At 54.8% G+C, this 19,527-nt stretch carries 16 protein-coding genes and 1 tRNA gene; 7 read left to right on the plus strand and 10 right to left on the minus strand.

Going from position 1 to position 19,527, the window contains the following annotated elements:
• Positions 1-24: 24 nt before the first annotated feature.
• The 4 genes from MELB17_RS15120 to MELB17_RS15135 form a co-directional block, all read right to left on the minus strand.
• On the minus strand, positions 25-1,617 hold the full coding sequence (locus MELB17_RS15120; RefSeq protein ID WP_227498928.1) for a glucan biosynthesis protein: 1,593 nt from the start codon (positions 1,615-1,617) through the stop codon (positions 25-27).
• Between the two features lie 118 nt (positions 1,618-1,735).
• Complete coding sequence (mdoH, locus tag MELB17_RS15125) at positions 1,736-3,814, minus strand: glucans biosynthesis glucosyltransferase MdoH (protein WP_007351165.1); 2,079 nt, start codon at positions 3,812-3,814, stop codon at positions 1,736-1,738.
• Entirely contained in the window at positions 3,807-4,058 is a 252-nt protein-coding gene (locus tag MELB17_RS15130; protein ID WP_007351166.1) for a hypothetical protein, read from the minus strand. Before MELB17_RS15130 ends, mdoH begins: the two co-directional genes overlap by 8 nt.
• A 2-nt stretch (positions 4,059-4,060) precedes the next feature.
• The gene (locus tag MELB17_RS15135; RefSeq protein WP_007351168.1) at positions 4,061-5,656 is read right to left on the minus strand and encodes a glucan biosynthesis protein; all 1,596 of its coding nucleotides are present in this window, start codon (positions 5,654-5,656) and stop codon (positions 4,061-4,063) included.
• A 232-nt stretch (positions 5,657-5,888) separates the two neighbouring features.
• Here MELB17_RS15135 and galU point away from each other — a divergent pair, with 232 nt between their 5' ends.
• Both galU and MELB17_RS15145 read left to right on the plus strand, forming a co-directional pair.
• Complete coding sequence (gene galU / locus MELB17_RS15140) at positions 5,889-6,725, plus strand: UTP--glucose-1-phosphate uridylyltransferase GalU (RefSeq protein WP_007351169.1); 837 nt, start codon at positions 5,889-5,891, stop codon at positions 6,723-6,725.
• Between the two features lie 63 nt (positions 6,726-6,788).
• A tRNA-Val gene (locus MELB17_RS15145) sits at positions 6,789-6,865 on the plus strand.
• An 869-nt stretch (positions 6,866-7,734) separates the two neighbouring features.
• Here MELB17_RS15145 and MELB17_RS15150 read toward each other — a convergent pair.
• On the minus strand, positions 7,735-8,613 hold the full coding sequence (locus MELB17_RS15150) for a MurR/RpiR family transcriptional regulator (protein ID WP_007351170.1): 879 nt from the start codon (positions 8,611-8,613) through the stop codon (positions 7,735-7,737).
• A gap of 113 nt (positions 8,614-8,726) precedes the next feature.
• Between MELB17_RS15150 and MELB17_RS15155 the strand changes: the two genes are divergently transcribed.
• Both MELB17_RS15155 and MELB17_RS15160 read left to right on the plus strand, forming a co-directional pair.
• Positions 8,727-9,929: an MFS transporter gene (locus MELB17_RS15155; protein ID WP_007351171.1), complete on the plus strand. Its 1,203-nt coding sequence runs from the start codon at positions 8,727-8,729 to the stop codon at positions 9,927-9,929.
• 267 nt (positions 9,930-10,196) lie between these two features.
• The gene (locus MELB17_RS15160) at positions 10,197-10,607 is read left to right on the plus strand and encodes a GGDEF domain-containing protein (protein ID WP_264673238.1); all 411 of its coding nucleotides are present in this window, start codon (positions 10,197-10,199) and stop codon (positions 10,605-10,607) included.
• Here the strand turns inward: MELB17_RS15160 and MELB17_RS23930 are convergent.
• Entirely contained in the window at positions 10,548-10,979 is a 432-nt protein-coding gene (locus MELB17_RS23930; RefSeq protein WP_198136496.1) for a HigA family addiction module antitoxin, read from the minus strand. The genes MELB17_RS15160 and MELB17_RS23930 overlap by 60 nt on opposite strands.
• Positions 10,980-11,105: 126 nt before the next feature.
• On the opposite strand from MELB17_RS23930, the gene MELB17_RS15165 reads away from it, so the two are divergent.
• Positions 11,106-12,053, plus strand: coding sequence for a DMT family transporter (locus tag MELB17_RS15165; RefSeq protein ID WP_007351174.1), 948 nt, complete (start codon positions 11,106-11,108; stop codon positions 12,051-12,053).
• 77 nt (positions 12,054-12,130) lie between these two features.
• Here MELB17_RS15165 and MELB17_RS15170 read toward each other — a convergent pair whose 3' ends face one another.
• The gene (locus MELB17_RS15170; RefSeq protein ID WP_227498929.1) at positions 12,131-13,075 is read right to left on the minus strand and encodes an ROK family protein; all 945 of its coding nucleotides are present in this window, start codon (positions 13,073-13,075) and stop codon (positions 12,131-12,133) included.
• Positions 13,076-13,203: 128 nt separating this feature from the next.
• Here MELB17_RS15170 and MELB17_RS15175 point away from each other — a divergent pair, with 128 nt between their 5' ends.
• Entirely contained in the window at positions 13,204-13,596 is a 393-nt protein-coding gene (locus MELB17_RS15175) for a glutaredoxin family protein (RefSeq protein WP_007351176.1), read from the plus strand.
• A gap of 47 nt (positions 13,597-13,643) precedes the next feature.
• On the opposite strand, the gene MELB17_RS15180 is transcribed toward MELB17_RS15175, so the two are convergent.
• Genes MELB17_RS15180 through MELB17_RS15190 form a run of 3 tightly spaced genes read right to left on the minus strand, consistent with a single transcriptional unit; the run spans position 13,644 to position 18,275 of the window.
• On the minus strand, positions 13,644-15,194 hold the full coding sequence (locus MELB17_RS15180) for a TolC family protein (protein WP_007351177.1): 1,551 nt from the start codon (positions 15,192-15,194) through the stop codon (positions 13,644-13,646).
• Positions 15,195-15,198: 4 nt separating this feature from the next.
• Positions 15,199-17,148 carry a MacB family efflux pump subunit gene (locus tag MELB17_RS15185; protein ID WP_007351178.1) on the minus strand — a complete coding sequence of 650 codons (1,950 nt, stop codon included), beginning with the start codon at positions 17,146-17,148 and terminating at the stop codon, positions 15,199-15,201.
• The gene (locus MELB17_RS15190) at positions 17,145-18,275 is read right to left on the minus strand and encodes an efflux RND transporter periplasmic adaptor subunit (RefSeq protein WP_007351179.1); all 1,131 of its coding nucleotides are present in this window, start codon (positions 18,273-18,275) and stop codon (positions 17,145-17,147) included. The genes MELB17_RS15185 and MELB17_RS15190 overlap by 4 nt, the downstream gene beginning before the upstream one ends.
• A 328-nt stretch (positions 18,276-18,603) precedes the next feature.
• Between MELB17_RS15190 and MELB17_RS15195 the strand changes: the two genes are divergently transcribed.
• A complete protein-coding gene (locus MELB17_RS15195) occupies positions 18,604-19,518 on the plus strand; it encodes an RluA family pseudouridine synthase (protein WP_007351180.1) in 915 nt (304 codons plus the stop codon).
• Positions 19,519-19,527: the final 9 nt, after the last annotated feature.

A 19,527-nucleotide genomic window follows, 5' to 3' on the forward strand; every position in this document is an offset into this window, starting at 1 on the left:
GTATAAGACGTCATATCTGACGTATTACAGTTCCAAAAACCGGGTTTGCTCGTCCGCCGGCGGCGGCGTGTACTGGTAAATCCACATTTCAGAGACCGGTTGCCCGCTGAGCATCAACTGCAAACGGATGTCGACGGGACTGCCCGATTCACCGGGCACCAAATCAAACATTGCGCGGTAGCCCTTAATCGAGTCCAGAGGGCGCACAGACGCTATTTCCACCTTGCCACTGCTGGTTGTAATGGCAGCTTCCAGCTCGGCATCGGCCCCCAACATGCTCAAACCACCGCCACCGAAATCGATCGCAAAACGCCAGGAAAATACGTCCCGCTGCTGGCCTATGACGCCGCCAAGCCCGGTGCGAGTGGCTTGCACTTGCGCTAACTTGTCTGGCTGCACCGGTGGCTGTTCACCCCAGGTCAAAGTGTAGGAAAACAGGTGTTCTTTGCCAACAGCTAAAGGCTTTTGCGGGTTCCAAAATGCCACGATATTGTCGAATGTTTCGTTTCCGGTGGGGATTTCCGTGAGCATTACCTGCCCTGGGCCCCAATCGCCTTTTGGCGCGATCCAGGCGCTTGGCCGGCGATTGTAGAACACGCCGTCGTCTTGGTAGTGCTCAAAGTTACGGTCGCGCTGCAACAGGCCAAAGCCTTTCAGGTTATTGTCAACAAAACTGCTGACATGAACATTGCGGGGGTTCATCAACGGCCGCCATAGCCATTCGTTGTTGCCGTTTTGAATCGCCAGGCCATCTGAATCGTGAATTTCCGGGCGCCAATCGTACGCCATACGGCGATCGTTTTCGCCCATTTGGTACATGCTGGTTAGCGGTGCAATGCCCACCCGTTCGATGGCTTTTCGTGGGTAGAGCGCCACATCCACGTCCATCACTGTATTTTGCCCCGGCTGAATACGGAAGGCATAGGCGCCGGTAACGCTGGGAGAATCCAGTAACGCCCAGACGGTGACAAAGTCCTGACCGGGGGCCGGTTTCTCTAGCCAGAAGGTGGTGAAATCGGGAAATTCTTCTTCCCTGCTCATGCCCGTGTCTACAGCCAGGCCGCGGGCAGACAAACCGTACTGCATGGATTCGCCCACCGCACGGAAGTAACTGGCGCCCAGAAAAGACGCCAGATCTAATTGAAAATTGGTGTAAAAGTGCAAGCGAAAGCCAGCGTAACCAAGATTCGATTCCAGATTACCCAGTGCCTGTTTGCCGCTGTAGTCGAAGTTGCTCTGACGATATTCCAGGGCCCGGGCGATACCGCCATCCACTTCGAATATTTGCACTGGCTTTTTGAAGTACAAGCCAAGATGGAAAAGTTGCACCTGAAACAACAAATCGTCGCTGCGCCAGAGCGCATCCTGGGGTTTGAAGCGGATAGCTTGGTAGTCATCCCAGCTTAGGGTGTTCAAGCTTGCGGGGATGCCGCGGGTTTGCGGTTGGTAGGCTTTGCCGGCCAGATGGCGGGCGTGGCCTTTGAGCCAGGCGTAATCAAAAGACCCGCTGCGTTTTGTGCTGCGAGCCACCTCACCCGCCTGCAGCCAGGCCGGCATGGGTAAAACGCCCAAAACAGTAGCAGCAGATACGGCTTTTAGAAGAGAGCGACGGCGCATTATTAAACCTCAAAAGTCGGCGTGGTAGGTTGTCGATGTTCTGTTGTTGGTCGATAGTCAATTGTTGGTTGAGTCCGTTATTCGTCACTATTAGTAGTTGTTAAAAACGGGCCAGTTGTTAAAGACGGGCGATTGCCTGGCCCCAATAGCTTCCCGTTGGCGCGATCCAGGCGCGGCGATGAAGCTCGGCCAGGGCCACTCTGTCTTCGCACAATTCGCTGATTTGTTTTTTATTCAGTGCCGCCGGGCCGTTACGGATGCATTGGTCCACCAGGTCGTTGAGCCTTACGGCTCGTCTGGAATGCCGGTCCGGCCTGGCCAGCGCCAGTTGTTGCTGGTGAACCAGCGGCACCAGAACAGCCTGTTCAAAGTGGCCAATATTCCAGGGGCTGGCCGGCTGAGCGCGATTTTCAGCGGCATTTTTCAGCAACGGCAACGTTGCCAGCTCTTCAGGAATCAGTAGCAGCCCGGCGCGGCGTATGGCTTGGCCCACCCTGACCCGGCTGAGTAGCACCGAGGTGGGCGCCGCCAGTATTAAAGGCACAGCCACGGGCAGAGACCAAATGAAAAAGCTGACATCTAGCCACCAGGCGAACACCGCCCAGCTACCGCCAATTATTAATCCCGGCGCCTGGGTTATTAACGCTTCGCGCCAGCCGGTCTCTTCCGTGCGATTTTGCCCGGCCCAGCTTAGGGAGACATTTAACAAAGACGCGATTACGAACCGGCTGTGGGCCAGCATGCGGATGGGTGCCAGTAATACCGAGAATACAATTTCTACCCACACGCTTAAAAACAGCCGCCAAGGGCCACCGAAGCCTTTGGCTAAGCCGTGAATGATGGCGTCGATAATGGCCAGAAATTTTGGCACAAACAGCAACGCCAATGTGCTGAGGGCGAGGGTAAGCGCCCACTCTGGCCGCCATTCCGGCCAAAGTGGGAAGAGCCCTTCGTGGCCGGCAGGAAAATATTCGATGGGCGACAACGTTAACTCCGCGGCGGCCACTGTGGTTAACGCCAGAAACGCCAGCCACAAGGGCGAGGCCACGTAGGCCATTATGCCGTTGAGGAACGCCATGCGGTGCGCCAGACGGATGCGGCGGCCAAAACACAGAATCCACAGGTGCTGCAGATTTCCTTTAGCCCAACGTTTGTCTCGTGACAGTTCATCCGCCAGCGTGGGGGGCGACTCTTCAAAACTTTCGCCCAAACCGGGTTCCAGCCAGACCTCGTAACCGGCGCGGCCAATATAGGCAGCCTCGACAAAATCGTGGCTCATGATCGGCCCTTCAAACACGCCAAAGCCGCGTAATTTACGCAAACCGCAGTGCTGCATAAATGGCTCTACGCGCAGTATGGCGTTGTGGCCCCAGAAAGCGGCGTGGCCCATTTGCACGGCGGCAAGGCCGGTCGCAAATAGCGAAGAATACAGGCGGTTGCCAAACTGTTGCAGGCGGGCAAACAGCGACTGGCCGTTAATGATAGAGGGGTTTGTTTGCAGTATGCCGACCTGGGGCTCGCGCTCCATCAACTGAACCATACGCACGATGGTGCGCCCGCTCATCAGGCTGTCGGCGTCTAACACCACCATGTATTTGAACAGTCGGCCCCAGCGCCGCAGAAAATCGGCGACGTTACCGCTTTTATAGTTCAGGTTAACACCGCGGCGGCGGTAAAACAGCCGGCCGTGGGCGCCCAGCTCGTCACACAGCTGATGCCATTTTGCTTGTTCTTCCAGCCATATTTCCGGGTTCCGGCTGTCTGATAATATGAAAAATTCAAAGTAATGAATCTGGCCGTTGCGCTCCAATTCTTGATACACCGCTTTCAGCCCGCTAAACGTCCAGTGCACCGGTTCGTGGTACACGGGCAGCACAATGGCGGTTTTGACCAGCGGGGTGTGTTCCAGATCATCGTTGCTGTAGCGGTTCAGCAGCGAGTGCTTATCGCCACCCATCAGCCGCAACACAAATCCGACCACCGCGGTCCAGAAACCCACGGCTATCCAGGCGTAGAGCAGTGCAAACAATACCAGCAGGCCGATTTCCACCGGAGTGCCGCCGTGGTAAGGCATGATCCACAACAGGTAATAACTGGCCACGGCGGTTTGGCCGAATACCAGCAGCGCCAGCAAGCTGCGCCTTATTCTGGCGACGGTGCGCCAGCGCCAGAGTTTCTTGGGGGCCCTATCATTCATAACCCATGCTTCCCCTGAGCAGCTCTGGCCCGGCTTCAAGCGTCAACTTTGGTTGTGGCAACTCGAAATACTGGGGCAACAGCTCCATAACCAACTTTATATAATCGCCATCGGGGGCCTGCTGCAAAGCGTGACCTACCAACTCAAGGGCAGTGCAGCATTCATTGACACCCGGGTGAATTCCGCTGCCGCGAAGGTACGCTATTACCCGGTCCAGTGCCTTCTGGCACGGTAGCTGCTCCACGTTTATTCCCTCGCCTGGGCTAAGGCTGGCAGCTGGTACAGCCAGGTTTCAGACACCGCGTTCGGGCCTACCAGCAATCGCGCTCTTAGGGGTGTGTCGTTATTGGGCGCAGGCTTGACCAGCATCGACAGGCGCCAGATGCCCTGTTCTGGCAGGTGCTCTACAAAGTGTTCCAATACTTCGGCGTTTTCGCTGGTGCCCACCTCGCTGACAACCGGGCCGGTGGCGGCGTTCAGGGTGTCCCCCACAAAGTCGACGACCACCCGCCAGGTACCGTCCAGATTGCGATTCGTTTCGCCCTGGTTGGCGCCGTTGTTTCGGCCAGCACCTACCCAGGTGTCTATAACGCGGCCAATACCGCTGTCGAATGCGGTGTGTTCGCCGAATCTAAGGCGGTACTGGAAATTCAGTTCTGCGCCCTGCTCGATTTTCTGACGTGGCTTCCAAAAGGCTACGATGTTGTCGTTGCCCTCTGAGGAGGTGGGGATTTCTACCAGCACAACTTCGCCTGAGCCCCAATCGTCGATATTGTCAATCCATGCGCTCGGGCGCTTTTCGTAGTGGGCTTCTGCGTCTGAAAAATCATCAAAGCGGGTATCGCGCTGCATCAGCCCGAATCCTTTCAGATTGGTCACTTGAAAATAGTTCATCCGCAAACTGGTGGGATTCAGTAATGGCCGCCATACCCACTCGGTCACTTCAGCGGATTTTTCATCCTGTATCAGCAGGCCATCAGAGTCGTGAACCTGGGGCCGCCATTCCCCCGCTGGCTGGCGTGTGTTCTCGCCGTAGTAGAACATGGACGTTAGCGGCGCCAGGCCAATCTGATCGATATTGCTGCGGGCAAACAGGCGGGCACTGACCTCAATGCCGGTGACCGTGTTCGGGCTGATCACGAAGCGGTAAGCGCCGGTTGCGCTGGGGCTGTCTAACAGCGCGTAAACCGTCATGGTAACCGCGTTGGCGGCTGGCCGTTCCAACCAAAACTCGGTGAACGCCGGAAACTCTTCGCCGGAAGGTAAGCCGGTGTCTATGGCCAGGCCCCGGGCTGCCAAGCCGAAACCGTTATCGGCCCCGACACCGCGAAAATAACTGGCGCCGGCGAACACCAGGAACTGGTTGCCCTGGCGTTCGGCGTTTTTAATTGCTGACGATGATTGTAAGGGCCAGGTCAGCCAAAAGCCCGCGTAACCCAGGTCGGCTGGAATACGCTTGGCCAGATCGGGAGATGGGTACGTAAAGTGATCGCGATTAAAAATCAGCGGCCTTACGCCCTCTTGATCCAATTCGTTCAAGGTGACCGCGTGCCGGTATACGCTGCCGGTGGGCACCATCATGACTTCAAAGTGCTTTTTGTCCGCACTGGCCGGCTGGCGCCAAAGATTGGCTTCGGGCTTGAAGCGGATTGACTGGTAGCGGTCGTAAGGCAATGACGTTAGAAAGTCTGGAACTGCGCTGGGCGCTTTGTATGGCCTTTGCGCCAGCGCCTGGGCTTTTTTAGTGACATCGGCAAAATCAAAGCTCCAAACCGGAGCGCTGGCGCCTAGGCAAAATACGACAATGCACCCGTTTACAACACGGGCTGTCCTTGCAAGCATGGATGGTATTCCCTGAGTTCGGTTCAATTTGTTATGACTATACAACACCATGGTGTTGCTGCGCTTTATGTGACAAGTCTGTCAGAGCTTGTTCATCAAGCAAGAAACATGTTTTGGTACTATTCGCCGCGCCTGATCACAGGCAGACAGCAATATTTCTTTTGGTGAAACTGCATTTTAGCCATCAACTTGGGTAAACTTTGCCAATACTGACTTTCATAAGGACGCTGAAATGATCAAGAAGTGCCTGTTTCCCGTTGCCGGTTATGGCACCCGCTTTTTACCCGCCACCAAGGCCATGCCGAAAGAAATTCTGCCCATCGTTAACAAGCCATTGGTTCAGTACGGTGTTGAAGAGGCATCAGATGCCGGCATTCACGAATTCGGTTTTGTTACTGGTCGCGGCAAGCGCGCCATTGAAGATCATTTCGACATCAGCTACGAGCTTGAGCACCAGATTGCGGGTTCTGGCAAAGAGGGTATGCTGACCTCTATCCGCGATTTGATTGACCACAATACCTTCGCCTTTACCCGCCAAAGCGAAATGAAGGGCCTGGGCCATGCGATTCTAACCGGGCGCAACCTGGTGGGCGATAACCCTTTCGCCGTGGTGCTGGCCGACGACTTCTGCGTGGGGCCTGACGGCGGAGATGGCGTGTTGGCGCAAATGGTCAAACTTTACAGCCAGTTCCGCTGCTCTATTGTGGCCATTGAAGAAGTACCGGCCGACGAAACCCACAAGTACGGTGTGATTGCGGGCGAGTGCATGAAAGACGGCCTGTTCCGGGTAACGGACATGGTGGAAAAGCCTGCGCCGGAAGACGCACCCAGCAACATGGCCATCATCGGCCGCTATATTCTGACACCGGATATTTTCGACATTCTGGAGCGTACGCCGCCTGGTAAGAACGGTGAAGTGCAAATTACTGACGCCCTGCTGGAACAAGCCAAAACTGGCTGCGTACTGGCCTACCAATTCAAAGGCCGGCGTTTTGACTGCGGCAGTATAGACGGCTTTGTAGAAGCGACCAATTATGTTTACGAAAACATCTACAAAAAGGGCTTATAGCCTAAGCCAATAAAAAGTTGACGCACCGCAGCCGAATCAGTATATTTCGCTGCGTTGCAAAACAGGACCATAGCTCAGTTGGTTAGAGCGCTGCCTTGACATGGCAGAGGTCGGCAGTTCAAATCTGCCTGGTCCTACCACTTTTCAATAAGTTATCTGCACCCTCCAAGTTCATTTTCGAAATTTTCGCAATAAGATTTCTCATCCAGTTGGGACACCCGCTTGCGGACTAGTTTATTCCGGCATAGCTGCGAGTCTTTGTCCTCTGCCTCTCGACCTGTCTTCCATCAAGAATCGTCTTACGTGAGCCGACGCTCAGTGCGGACCTGTCCCAACCTTCGGCTCGGGATTAGTTGGCCACTACATAGCGGGTAAGATATTTCCCCGAGAGATTAGCTGGTCGAGGGTTACGACCCATAGCCCATTATACTGATGGCGTCTGATCTTTGAGTTGTCCCTACAAGTAATTACGCGCTCATCAGTTCGGCCTTTTATGAAATCATGGCGGGGCCCTTTGGCTGAGATTGCGCCTTGAACCCCGCCTGACTCAACTATCCGATTGCATCTCCACAAATTGGCGTAACTGTGTAAGTTGATGGCTGAATTTTCCATGCGGCGCCAGAAATAAGATCGATCGTGATAGTGATGATCCCAAAATCAATTAATAGGCTAGCCAAGGAGGTGGCTGATATATGGATTCGTACTTTTCATATTGCTTGCTCCATAATACCGCCGTTTTTTAAATTACCCTTTACAACACACTGCGAACTCAAGCGGATCAGATCCAGTCCTGTCTCAAATCTGGCTGACGACTGAAGTGGTCCAGTGACTCAGGGCGCCAACATGAGTGGCAAATAGCCACTGCAAACCAAGTATCTTGTAGTCTAAAACCCTCGTTTTCTGGACGCCCTGACTGCACACTCAACTTTCCCGCTTTTACCGTTGTTTTATGATCATAGGTTATGGGCGTGTCAGGGAACGACTGCCATCTCAACCGGTCGGCATACCCCTACAATGCGGGGAGATTCATGGTTTTTCCGGCCAGTTCGGTGCGTAATTTATTCAGCGATTCAAGATTGGCGATGGTTTCTTTCGGGCGCTCTGTCGCCACGCCAACCAGCAGCCCTTCAATAAGCGCCAAGGTGGCGGTATGCATACTCAACATATCTGAACGCCCACGCGCAACGGGGAGGACCAGGTCCACGCGGTTACGCAACGTCGGCCCCAGCGTATCGGAAAAGAGCATCTTTTTCATGCTGCACTGTTCTGCCTGATTCAATAGCACCGTCAATTCCGGGTACACCCGTCCATAAGCAAAAACGGCCAGCAGATCACCCTCTCTAAACTTTTGCACGCCATCGGCTAGCAGTAAACCGGTTTGCGTCAGGCTCAGCGCATCGATGCCAAAACGACTCAATTGAATCGAGAAATACTCCGCTATTGCACTTGACGGACCGATGCCGAAGATAAAAATCCGCCGTGCATCAACAATAGCCCGAACCGAGCTTTGAAAGAGGCTTGGAGTAATGTTTTGGCGCAGGTCATCTAATGACTTTTGATGAATATCCAACGTCACATTAAGAGCCGACAAAGGATCTCCGCTCACTTCACTGAGTGTGCGTGCCAGTCGACCAGCAGGTGAAGTATCCCTTCTGAGCTCAATTGCGAGTGTGCGCCGCAACTCTTCCATACCGGTAAAGCCGAGAGATTTGGCTGCTCGCACCACGGTCGCATCACTCGTACCGACCTGTTTCGCGAGCGCAGAGGCTGAGGCAATAAGAACCTCTTCTCGGTTGTCCTGGAAGTATCGGGCCACGCGCTGTTCGGCCGGGCTTATCTGACCCAGGCAGGCATTCACCCGATCTTCGAAGGCAGGCACTTTTGCCATTGCAATTGGACCTTTATTGACTTCATATGTCGCGTATACTACATTAATTAATAGAATGTCGCAATTACTACAAACACTTTGAACGATTCACTAAAGCATAGAGTGAATGAAAAATGTTTTTACCAAAAGCAAAAGTGAAAATACCAACGGGCATCTGGGCGTTAGGATTTGTCAGCCTGCTTATGGATGCATCATCAGAACTGGTGCACAGTCTCTTGCCAGCCTTGTTTTTATCGCTTGGTGTAGGCATGGCGACTGTTGGCTTTATCGAAGGCGTGGCGGAGGCGACCGCTTCCATTACCAAAGTATTTTCAGGCGCATTGAGCGACTGGCTCGGCAAGCGCAAGATGCTGGCAGTCGTTGGCTATGGCCTGGCGACGATAACGAAACCACTGTTCCCGCTAGCGCAATCGGCAGAAGTGCTCTTTATAGCACGCTTCATCGACCGCATCGGCAAGGGGATCAGGGGCGCGCCACGCGACGCCCTAATAGCGGACATTACCCCACCCGAAATTCGCGGCGAGGCCTATGGCTTGCGCCAGTCACTTGACGCCGCCGGCGCATTTATAGGCCCATTGCTGGCCATCGGACTGATGGCTTTGCTGTCAGACAATATAGGCCTGGTGCTTTGGTTCGCACTCATCCCTGCCCTTCTGTGCATGGCGTTTCTAGTCTTCGGAGTCCACGAACCCGACACGATTCCGGCCGGCAAAGACGCGGGCCACAAGCCCGGCTTGTTCTTACGTATAACCGAGTTAACGCAAATGGGGGGCAGTTTCTGGTTTATCACCAGCATCGGCGCATTGTTCGCAATGGCTCGCTTCAGCGCGGCATTTCTCGCCCTGCGCGCGATGGATTTAGGTCTTCCCATCGGCCTGTCACCGTTCGTGCTGGTGTTGATGAGCGTTGTGTTTTCGCTGTCTTCTTATCCGGTGGGACTGCTGGCTGACCGTATCGAACGGCGCTACTTGCTGGCGCTCGGGTTCGCCACGTTGATTCTTGCGCAGTTGTTGTTGGCCAAAGCCACGGGTTATCTCCTTGTCATGGTCGGGGTGGCGGTCTGGGGTGTTCATCTCGGACTGACCCAGGGCGTATTGTCAGCCCTGGTAGCAGACTGTGCGCCAGACCACTTGCGCGGCTCGGCATTCGGCGTATTTAATCTTGTTAACGGTATTGCACTGCTTTTTGCGAGCCTGGTAGCGGGGATTTTGTGGCAAACGCTCGGCGCTGCGACGACCTTCTACGCCGGTGCGGCGTTTGCTGGGATTGCGCTGTTGCTGTTGCTTCACTTGTTCCATTCACGACATTGGACTTAATACGATAACGTCGAGCAGTGCTTCCTCCGACACGCATTTGGCCTCCTGGTTGCTTAGGCCTCCTCATTTGCGGTGACTTTTCTTATGTGCGCCTCTTGTGGTTGTTTTTTTCACGTTCCATTTAAACTTGAAAAATGTCGGCAAACCTTATAATCGGGGGAACATCAGAGTTATAAAATCGATGGTTTACGGTTCTATGTCCAAACGCCCCCGAGAATTAGTTGACCCCTACGCATGGTTAAAAAGGCGAAAGCTGCCGGGGAGCCTTTGTCTGTTATCGCTCTTGATATTGACCATTTCAAAGCAGTGAACGATAAACACGGCCATCATGTTGGCGACTCGGTATTGGTTGACACAGCCGTGATTTTCCAACAATACAGCCAAGACGGGGATCTGGTCGCCCAGTTTGGCGGCGAGGAATTTGTGACTCTTTTGCTCTGCGCTGACCACGCAGAAGCCCGGAGTTGTGCCGAACGTATTCGTGAGGGCGTTGATGCCGGCAATGGGTTGGACGTGCGTATTACCGTAAGCATAGGAGTTGCGGAAGTGAATACCGCCATGGAATCGGTGGAGAACGCCTTCAGTCGAGCCGATAAGGCGTTATATCAAGCCAAGGCTCTAGGCCGAAATCACGTGTGCTGTTCTGAGGCGGTTGCCGGCGGGGTGAGTTTTACTTAGGTGATTCTTAAGCCGGGGACAGATTTGAAATCTGTCCCCTATTCGTACTTCGATGCTGGCGACTTTGGGCGCCTCAGCCGCCCGCGGCTGAATTTCTCTGGCAATTTTATCCACTTTATTAATCTGCGCCCGCCGCAACTCAAATTCAGTTTGTAGATTCAACCAAAAGCGTTCACTGGTACCAAAATATCGCGCTAGCCGCAGCGCCTTATTAGCTGTGATGCTACGCTTTTCACGCATGATTTCGTTCATTCGGGTAGCTGGAAGGTGGAGAGCTTTGGAAAGCGCATTCACGCTCATTTCTAATGAATCCAAGTTCTCTTCCCGCAGAATTTGTCCTGGATGAAGAGGGCGCATACCATTACTAGTCATTGCGCATTCTCCTATCTTTTTTTGTTTTACACAGACCTACCATTAAGCCATCTTCCTTTTTTACTTCGCAAACTATACATTATCGGGTTCTACCACCTCCTTTAACTTTGGCAGTCGAGCCTGACCATGACTAACGCCCATAAACCTGACCTGATTCTGGTTGGTGTTACGCTGCTTGCTGCCATCAGCTGGATATTCTCTAAAGAAGCTATATTGCTTATGCCGCCGTTGTTGTTTATGGCACTGAGATTTTTGATCGCAGGTGGCTTTTTGGCGGCTTTCGCTTACCGGTCGCTGACACGTTTGAGTAGGGATCAGGTTAAACGCGGTTTAGGTGTAGGCCTGGTGTTCGGCGTTGCCATGAGTTTCTGGGTAATGGGGTTGTTTCATGGCACCAGCATGGGTGAAGGTGCTTTTATAACCAGCCTGGGCGTGGTGATCGTTCCCATCATTGCTCGCCTCCTTTTTAAAGAAGCACAACCTGCAAGCACTTGGCTTGCCATTCCCGTCGCGGTAGCCGGGCTGGCATTTCTGTCGCTTGGTAACGGTTTTCAGCCAGAGCCTGCGCAGATTTTTTTCGCAATGGCCGCCTCTATTTTTGCGCTGTATTTTACATTGAACACCCGCGCTGCAAATCAACGTACTGCCGTTAATCGGCATGGCAACGCCATCGCAAAACAGCGTATTCCAGCACTGCCGCTGACGGCTATTGCGCTGCTTACCGTCGGATTGGTGACTTTGGTGGAATCGCTGGTTACAGAACCCTGGCAGCCAACGTTCAGTGACCCGCCACCGCTTCTGATCTGGTGGATTCTTGCCAGCGCAATTGTGGGCACCGCAGGACGTTTTCTTGCCCAAACGTATGCCCAGAGCTTGTCTACGCATAGCCACGGTGCCGTTATTCTGGTGATCGAACCGGTTTGGGTGTCTTTGTTCGCAGCAGGGTGGTTTGATGAAATCATGACGCCAGTTCAGCTGGCCGGCTGCGGTTTGATTTTTGCGGCATTGATCGTGAACCGCTGGGGCGTGCTCAGCTCAGCTATTCGAGCTTCGCTGAGAAAAAGGCGGAATTAGGGCGGAGGAAAGCGGGGACAGATTTCAAATCTGTCCCCTGTCTTGAGAAAAAGGCGAAGCTAGGGCGGGGACGGATTTTAAATCCGTCCCTTGTCTTGTGCTAGCCAAGCGGCACCGCGGACGCCACTGGAATCGCCATGTATCGCTTGGCGTATGGGTGTTTCACACTCACCTCCTAAAACGTACGCCGGCAAACGCGTTGCCAACTCGTCGTAAAGGGTCGGTACGTTTGACATGCCGCCGCCCAGTACGATGACGTCTGGATCCAGCAAGTTGATGACTGCCGCCAGGCCGCGGGCCAAGTGATCTGCGTAATCGTCGAGTGAGCGGGCAGCGCGGGGATCGTTTTGAAAACGCTCTACGATGTTTCGGGCATCCAACGGCTCTTCCCACAGCAAGCGATGGGTTAGGGCCAGCCCGGTACCAGACAAGAAGGTTTCGTTGCAGCCAAAGCGGCCACAGAAACACGGGCGCTGGTTTAGTTCTGTTTGTGGTGTCCATGGCAGGGGGTTGTGGCCCCATTCGCCCGCAAGGCCGTTCGGGCCTTTGAGCAGCTGGCCGTTGACGGTGATGCCAGCGCCGCAGCCGGTACCCAAAATGGCCGCGAACACAACTTTGTAGCCTTGCCCTGCACCGTCGCTGGCTTCAGACAGGGCAAGGCAGTTGGCGTCATTCGTCAGGCCAACCGGGCGTTGCAGCAGGTGGCTTAAATCAGCGGCCATGGGCTGGCCGTTAAGCCACGTGGAGTTGGCGTTTTTGACCAGGCCTGTCAGGCCCGACACGGAGCCGGGAATGCCCACACCTACCGGCAGTGCGGCTTCGCCGACCCGTAATTCAGCGGCTTCGACCAGTTCTTTGATTGCATTCAGGGTGGCTTCATAGTCTCCCTGAGGGCTTCCGATGCGGGCGCGAAAGTGGGTTTTGTTGGCGCCGTCTAACAAGATAACTTCGGTTTTTGTTCCACCAAGATCGATGCCTACCCGCCAGCGGCTGTTCATGGGCTTATCACTCTGCTTTGTCATTTCCGGAATGGTCACAGGATTCTGCGCGGAGCGCAAAAAATCTGATACCCTATCAATCCTTAGTTGCGAATCGATCGTAAATAAATACGCATATCTTATTTTTAATACTGACCGCCAAGGCTTATTTCATGAGAATTGTTATTCGTTATTTTTTCCGCACTTTGCGGCTGATTCTGACCCCGTTTGTACTGCTCAACGAGCAAATCGGAGGTGGCAAACCCGTGCAGCGTAGCGCCCAAGAGCAACAGAAAGTAGACGAAGCGTGCCGGGACCTGGCGCTGTATCAGTTCAAAACGTGCCCGTTCTGCGTCAAAGTTCGTAAAGAAATCAAACGCATGAACTTGAATATTGAACTGCGTGACACCCAGCATAACACTGAGCACCGCGCTGAAATTTTAGCCGGCGGTGGTGCCGTGAAAGTACCCTGCTTGCGGATTGCCAAAGCGGACGGCAGCCACCAATGGCTGTACGAATCCAACGACATCAACGCTTGGCTGAAGCAGCGCTTCGAACCGGCCTGATTCGTTAAACGGCCCTTCCCGCATGTCCTTTGTGCCACGGCGGTGGCTTAAAAGCCACCGCCGACTGCTTTGTACAAATCCACAGTTGCCAGCAGATGATTCAGCCGCGCTTCGCTGCGCTGTACTCTGGCATCGAACAACGTGCGCTGGCTGTCCAGCAGGGTGATCAGATCTTCTGCGCCCTGGCGATAGCGAACTTCACTCAAGCGCAGGGTTTCTTCTGCCCGATGTTCAATTTCCGCCAGTCGCTGTTCCTGTTCCCGATACAGATTGATGCGCGCTATGGCGTCTCCCGCTTCTGAAAACGCGTTCAATAGGGACGAGCGGTAGCTTTGTATCAAGGCAACCTGGCGCGATTCACTGAGCGCCACATTATTGCTTCGAGTGCCGCCGTCGAACAGGGTTTGGCTAAGGGCGAGCAAACCACTGGCCGTAGTCAGCGGACTGGGTAGGCTGAGTAATCCATCGGAAGAGAGTCCCAGGGCCGCACTTAATGACACCGCCGGCAAGAGCGCAGCTCGGGCCTGGGCGATATCCGCGTTGGCTGCCTGCAAGCGGGCTTCGACGGCGGCAAGGTCTGGCCTTCGGGTAATCAGCTCTGCGGGCGAGCCTGCATTGATGTCCGGAATACGGATTTTTTGTAGCTCTCCCCTTAATTTGCCCCTTAATTCGCCCCCGGATTCGCCTAAGAGTTTATCCACGTGTACATCCACAGGTGAATCTCCGGATACGTTCGCGCTTTCCATCCAGGGCGGCTCGCCGCTCTTTACCATCCAGGGCGGCTCGCCGCTAAGCACCTGCAGTGCCGCTTGGCTCTGGCGCAGGCCATACACCAGCGTGGGCAAGGCGTTGCGCAACACCAGCACGGCGGTGCTTTGGCGAGCTAGTTCGGAGCGGTCGGCAACGCCGTTGCGGTAGCGCACATCCACAATGCGCAAGGTTTGTTCTGCCAGTTCCAGGTTTTGCCGGGCGATGTTCAAGCGCTGGCGTAACTCCAACAATTGAAACCAGTTACTGGCCACTGCGCCAGAAAGACTGAGCTGCGCGGCGACGAAATCAAAAGCGCTGGCATCCCGGCGGAAGCTGGCGGCGTCTTCTGCTGCGCCCAGCCTGCCCCACAGATCCACCTCGTAACTGATCGATGTGGATACCGATGTGGAGCCACTGCTTAGCCAGTCGCCGCCGTTTGGGCGCCTTGTCTGCTCGCCGGTACTGCCGCTTAAACCAATGCCCGGTAGCAGGCTGGCGCCGGCGTTTTGCAGCTGTAAATCGGCCTGCACCAGATTCTCGGCCAGAATGGCCAGGTCTGGATTGGCCGCCTGCGCTTTTTCAATCAACGCTAGCAAGTTGGGGTCGCCATATGCCTGCCACCACTGTTCGTCGGTGACAGCGGGCCCGTTTAAAGCTGTTGAGTTCAGCTCTGGTGCCCAAGCCAACGCATGCAGAGGTGCGCCGTTCATCGGCACGGCCGCCGGTGTGGCCACCTGAGTAGCACAACCTGCCAGGGCCAAACCAGCCGTTAGAGTGCACACGCACAATGCCAGCCGGCGTTTAGGCGGTGCTGCCAGGCGCAGTGTCTGTTGAGAGCGATGGATCATAAGATTACTCCGCGGCCAGGGCCTGAACAGGGTCCAGATGAGCCGCTTTACGCGCGGGCAAATAGCCAAACAGAAGCCCGGTACCGAAGGCGCAGCTGAACGCCAGCACCATGGGGAATACGGTGACCACAACGGGTGTGTCAAACCAGCCTACGATTTGAGTTGCCGCTATGCCAAGGATGACACCGATAACACCACCAATGGCCGACACCAGCCAGGCCTCGGTTAAGAACTGCTGAAGAATATTGCGGGTGCGAGCGCCTGTGGCCATGCGGATACCAATTTCCCGGGTGCGCTCGGTCACGCTCACCAGCATGATGTTCATGACGCCAATGCCACCCACCAGCAGCGAAATCGCTGCGATAGAACCTAACAGCCATGTCAGGGTGTCTTGGGTGTCTGACACGGTATCGATCAGTGACGCCATATTGCGAATCTGGAAATCTTCGCTGCCGTGGCGCGTGAGCAAAGTGCTGTGAACTTGGTCTTGCACCGCGTTCATGTCGGCGGAGTCTGCCACCGCAACGGTGATGTTGCGCAGATGGTTCTGGCCAAATATGCGCAGGTTGGCGGTGGTGTAAGGCACCAGCACAACGTCGTCTTGATCTTGCCCCCAGGGGGATGCCCCGCGTTCATCCATTACGCCAATGACCTGAAACAAAACGTTATTAACCATCAGGTAGTGGCCCAACGGGCTTTGTTCGGGGAATAGAGATTCGGCCACGGTTTTGCCCAACACTGCCACCGCGGCGTAGCGGTTTTCGTCGACTTCGTTAAAAAAGGTACCGGCGACGACGGGCCATTGCCGTGCGGCGGGAAATTCGTAGGCCGTGCCATTGACTTCGGTTTGGTGATCGCGATTGCCGAAACGCAGGGTTTGGCCACCGGTGACTTCCGGAACCGCCGCTCGAATGCCGGGTATGTCTCGAATGGCGTGGTAATCAGACGGCACTAGGGTAGTGACGCTCCAACGTCCACCCCTCTGGTCCGGGCCACCAGGGCGCACCAGCAGTAGGTCACTGCCCATCGCGCTGATTCTGTCAACAATGTCTTGGCGTGCGCCTTCACCGATCGCCAGCATGGTAATCACCGACGCTACGCCAATCACAATGCCCAGCAGGGTCAACGCCGTACGGAACAGGTTTGTGCTGAGGGAATGCACCGCGCTTCTTAGCGCCTCAAACCAACCGGAAGCGCCGCTGACGTCGGTTGTTTTAGCCATGGGCTGCGCGGCCGGGGGAGTTTCTGACGCAGCAGTGTTATCCTGAACGGCGCCGGTATCGTGGGTGATCAGCCCGTCGGCGATGGTGATCCGGCGATCTGCCGCCTGGGCGACTTTGGCGTCGTGGGTAATCAGAATAACAGTGTGACCGCGGTCTGACAGGCTTTGCAGCAGCCGCATGACGTCTTTGCTGCTGACGCTGTCAAGAGCGCCGGTTGGTTCGTCCGCCAGTATAATCTGACCGCCATTCATCAAGGCGCGGGCAATGGACACCCTCTGCTGTTGCCCGCCCGACAGTTGGGCTGGGGTGTTGAGCAATTTATCGCTTAACCCGAGTTCCCCAAGCAGTGCGGTAGACCGCTCCCGGCGCTGTTTTTTGCCAAGGCCGGCGTAGATGGCCGGTATTTCGACGTTGTCTAACGCACTTATGCCTGGCAGCAGATTGTAGCTCTGGAATATAAACCCAAAGGATTCGCGGCGGGCACGAGCCAGGTCGTCGCGCTTGAACCCTGACACGTCTTTGCCCTGAAACAGATAGTGCCCGGAGCTTGCCACATCCAGACAGCCAATAATGTTCATCAAGGTGGACTTGCCAGACCCCGATGCCCCCATAATGGCGACAAATTCCCCGGCTCGAATGCTCAAATCTATGCCCTTGAGCACAGGCACCTGCAAGTCACCCTCGCCGAAGGTTCGGGTAATCTGGCGTAATTCAATCAGTGGAGCTGTCACCGTGAGCGCCCACCCATGCCCGAAGACGCTGATTCCCTTGAGGGTCCTCCGCCTGTGACCACCAGATCGCCATCGGCCAGACCGTCGCGAACCTCGGTATAAATGCGGTTGCTGATACCTACCTCAATTTTGCGTTCTACCAGCTCGCCGGAACCCTGTTTCAGCCAAACCTGACCGCCCACAACGGTCGCCGCGGGCACCCGCAATATGTCCCGCGCCTGTTCCACCACAAAAAATACCTGCGCGGTCATGCTTGGCAATAAACGCCCTGCTTCATTGGGCACGCTGAAAAACGCGTTGTATAACACCACGTTGTTGATCACTTCGGGAGTGGGTTCGATGTAGTCAAGCTGGCCATAAATCTGCTTTCCAGGTTCGCCCAGAGTGGTGAAATACACCTTGTCGCCCGGTGCTAGCCTGCCCACGTCTGCTTCGGACACTTGGGCGCGGACTTTCATATTAGACAGATCGGCAATGCGCATCAGCACCGGTGCTTGCTGTGATGTATTCAGGGTTTGGCCCTGGCGGGCAGTGATGGATACGACGGTGCCTTCCATGGTGGAATAAATGCGGGCGTAATCCAGGTTGGCTTCTTCCGCGCGCAGGGTAGATGCCGTCTGTTCCAGTTGCGCTTGCAACATGGCTAGCTGAGCCTTGGCAGACGCCAGCGAGGCCTCGGCAATTTGCAGGTTTTCCCGTGTGGTGGCGTCTTCGCGGAACAGATTGGTCTGACGCTGGAACTGTATGTCGGCAAGGGTGAGCTGGGCTTTGCGATCGGCCAACTGGGCCTGTTGATTTTTAAGTTGGGCACGATTGGCGTCTACCCTGGCCAGATAGATGGTCGGGTCAATTTCTGCCAGCAGCTGATCTTTGCTGATTTGTTCTCCCACTCTGACGTGAATCACGTCTAGCAGCCCGGACACCTGCGCGCCCACATCCACAAAGTTGCTGGGCTCCAAAACGCCGGTGGCGCTCACCAAAACGTCTATGTCCCCTCGGCTGACGGCTGTAGTGGTCACGTCAGATGTGTTATTACTTGCCGCGTAAAAGTGGCGGTACGCCCAAAAGGCACCACCCGCAAGTACAGCAACAAAAATCAGAACGACAAGAACACGAGAAAAAGACAACCTCGATGAATCCACAACTTCAAACCTCAATAATCGTAAGCAAGCGGCATAGCCTAACCTGATCAGCTTAAATAACCAGACATCAGGCGAGCGTTTACGGATTATTTACGCTGATGCTGGTGTTTTAGCTGACGGAACCAGAAATCAAAGAATTGGGGGCAGCATGATAGGGGACAGATTTGAAATCTGTCCCCGGTTTGGTGGCTTGCGAGATTGGGGACGGAGACTGGGGACGGATTTGAAATCCGTCCCCAGTTTGGCGTCCCCTGCTTGTCTGGCCAGCCATATCTTCTATAATCAGCTGCTCACTTTTTCTATCAGGCCCGCTATGCGAACCACCGTTGATATCACCGTAGAAACCCCCGGCCTGGCCGTGGACATTCTAAGTGAGGCTTCCGGCCTGCCGAAGCAGCGCATCAAGGACGCCATGGCGAAAGGCGCCTGCTGGTGGACGTTGAAAGGTAAAATTGTGCGGCTGCGCAAAGCCAAGCGCGACGTGAAAGCAGGCACCCGCATGCAGTTGTACTATGACGAGGCGGTTCTGGCGCGCAAGGCACCAGAGGTTGAGTTGCTGGAAGACAAAAGCCGCTACAGCGTGTGGTTCAAGCCCCACGGGCTGCTAGCACAAGGCTCACAATGGGGTGATCACTGCAGTTTATTGCGCGTGGCTGAAGTGCAGTTAAACCGACCTTGCTTTTTGATTCACCGCCTGGATGCTGACGCCGCCGGCTTGATGCTGATTGCTCACGATTCAAAAGCCGCGGCAGCACTGTCACAGCTGTTTGCCGGACGCGCGATCATCAAACAGTATCTGGCAGACGTAACAGGCGTGTTGGATGTGGAGGAGCAGACGATTGACGGTGACATTGACGGTAAAGCCGCGATTAGCCATGTGAGTACTCTTTATAGCAATGCCGGCTCCATCAATACCAGTGCCGTCAATTCCAACTCCACCAATGCCAGCTCCATCAATGCCAGCTCCATCAATACTAAGGCCGAGGATACTGATGCCAGTACTTCCAGGGTGAATGTGCGTATTGAAACCGGTCGAAAACACCAGATTCGCCGTCATTTAGCGAGTATTGGCCACCCGATTGTGGCCGACAGGCTGTATGGCTCAGCCGCTGGCGTACCCTTACAACTGCTGGCGTACTATCTGCAATTCAACTGCCCGATGACAAAGTCAAAAATGACCTTGGAACTACCAGAAAGATTAAAACAGCTGGCAATAAAAAACCGCTGAAGCCGGTCA

This window comes from Marinobacter sp. ELB17 (assembly GCF_000169375.1).
Taxonomy (GTDB): Bacteria; Pseudomonadota; Gammaproteobacteria; order Pseudomonadales; family Oleiphilaceae; genus Marinobacter.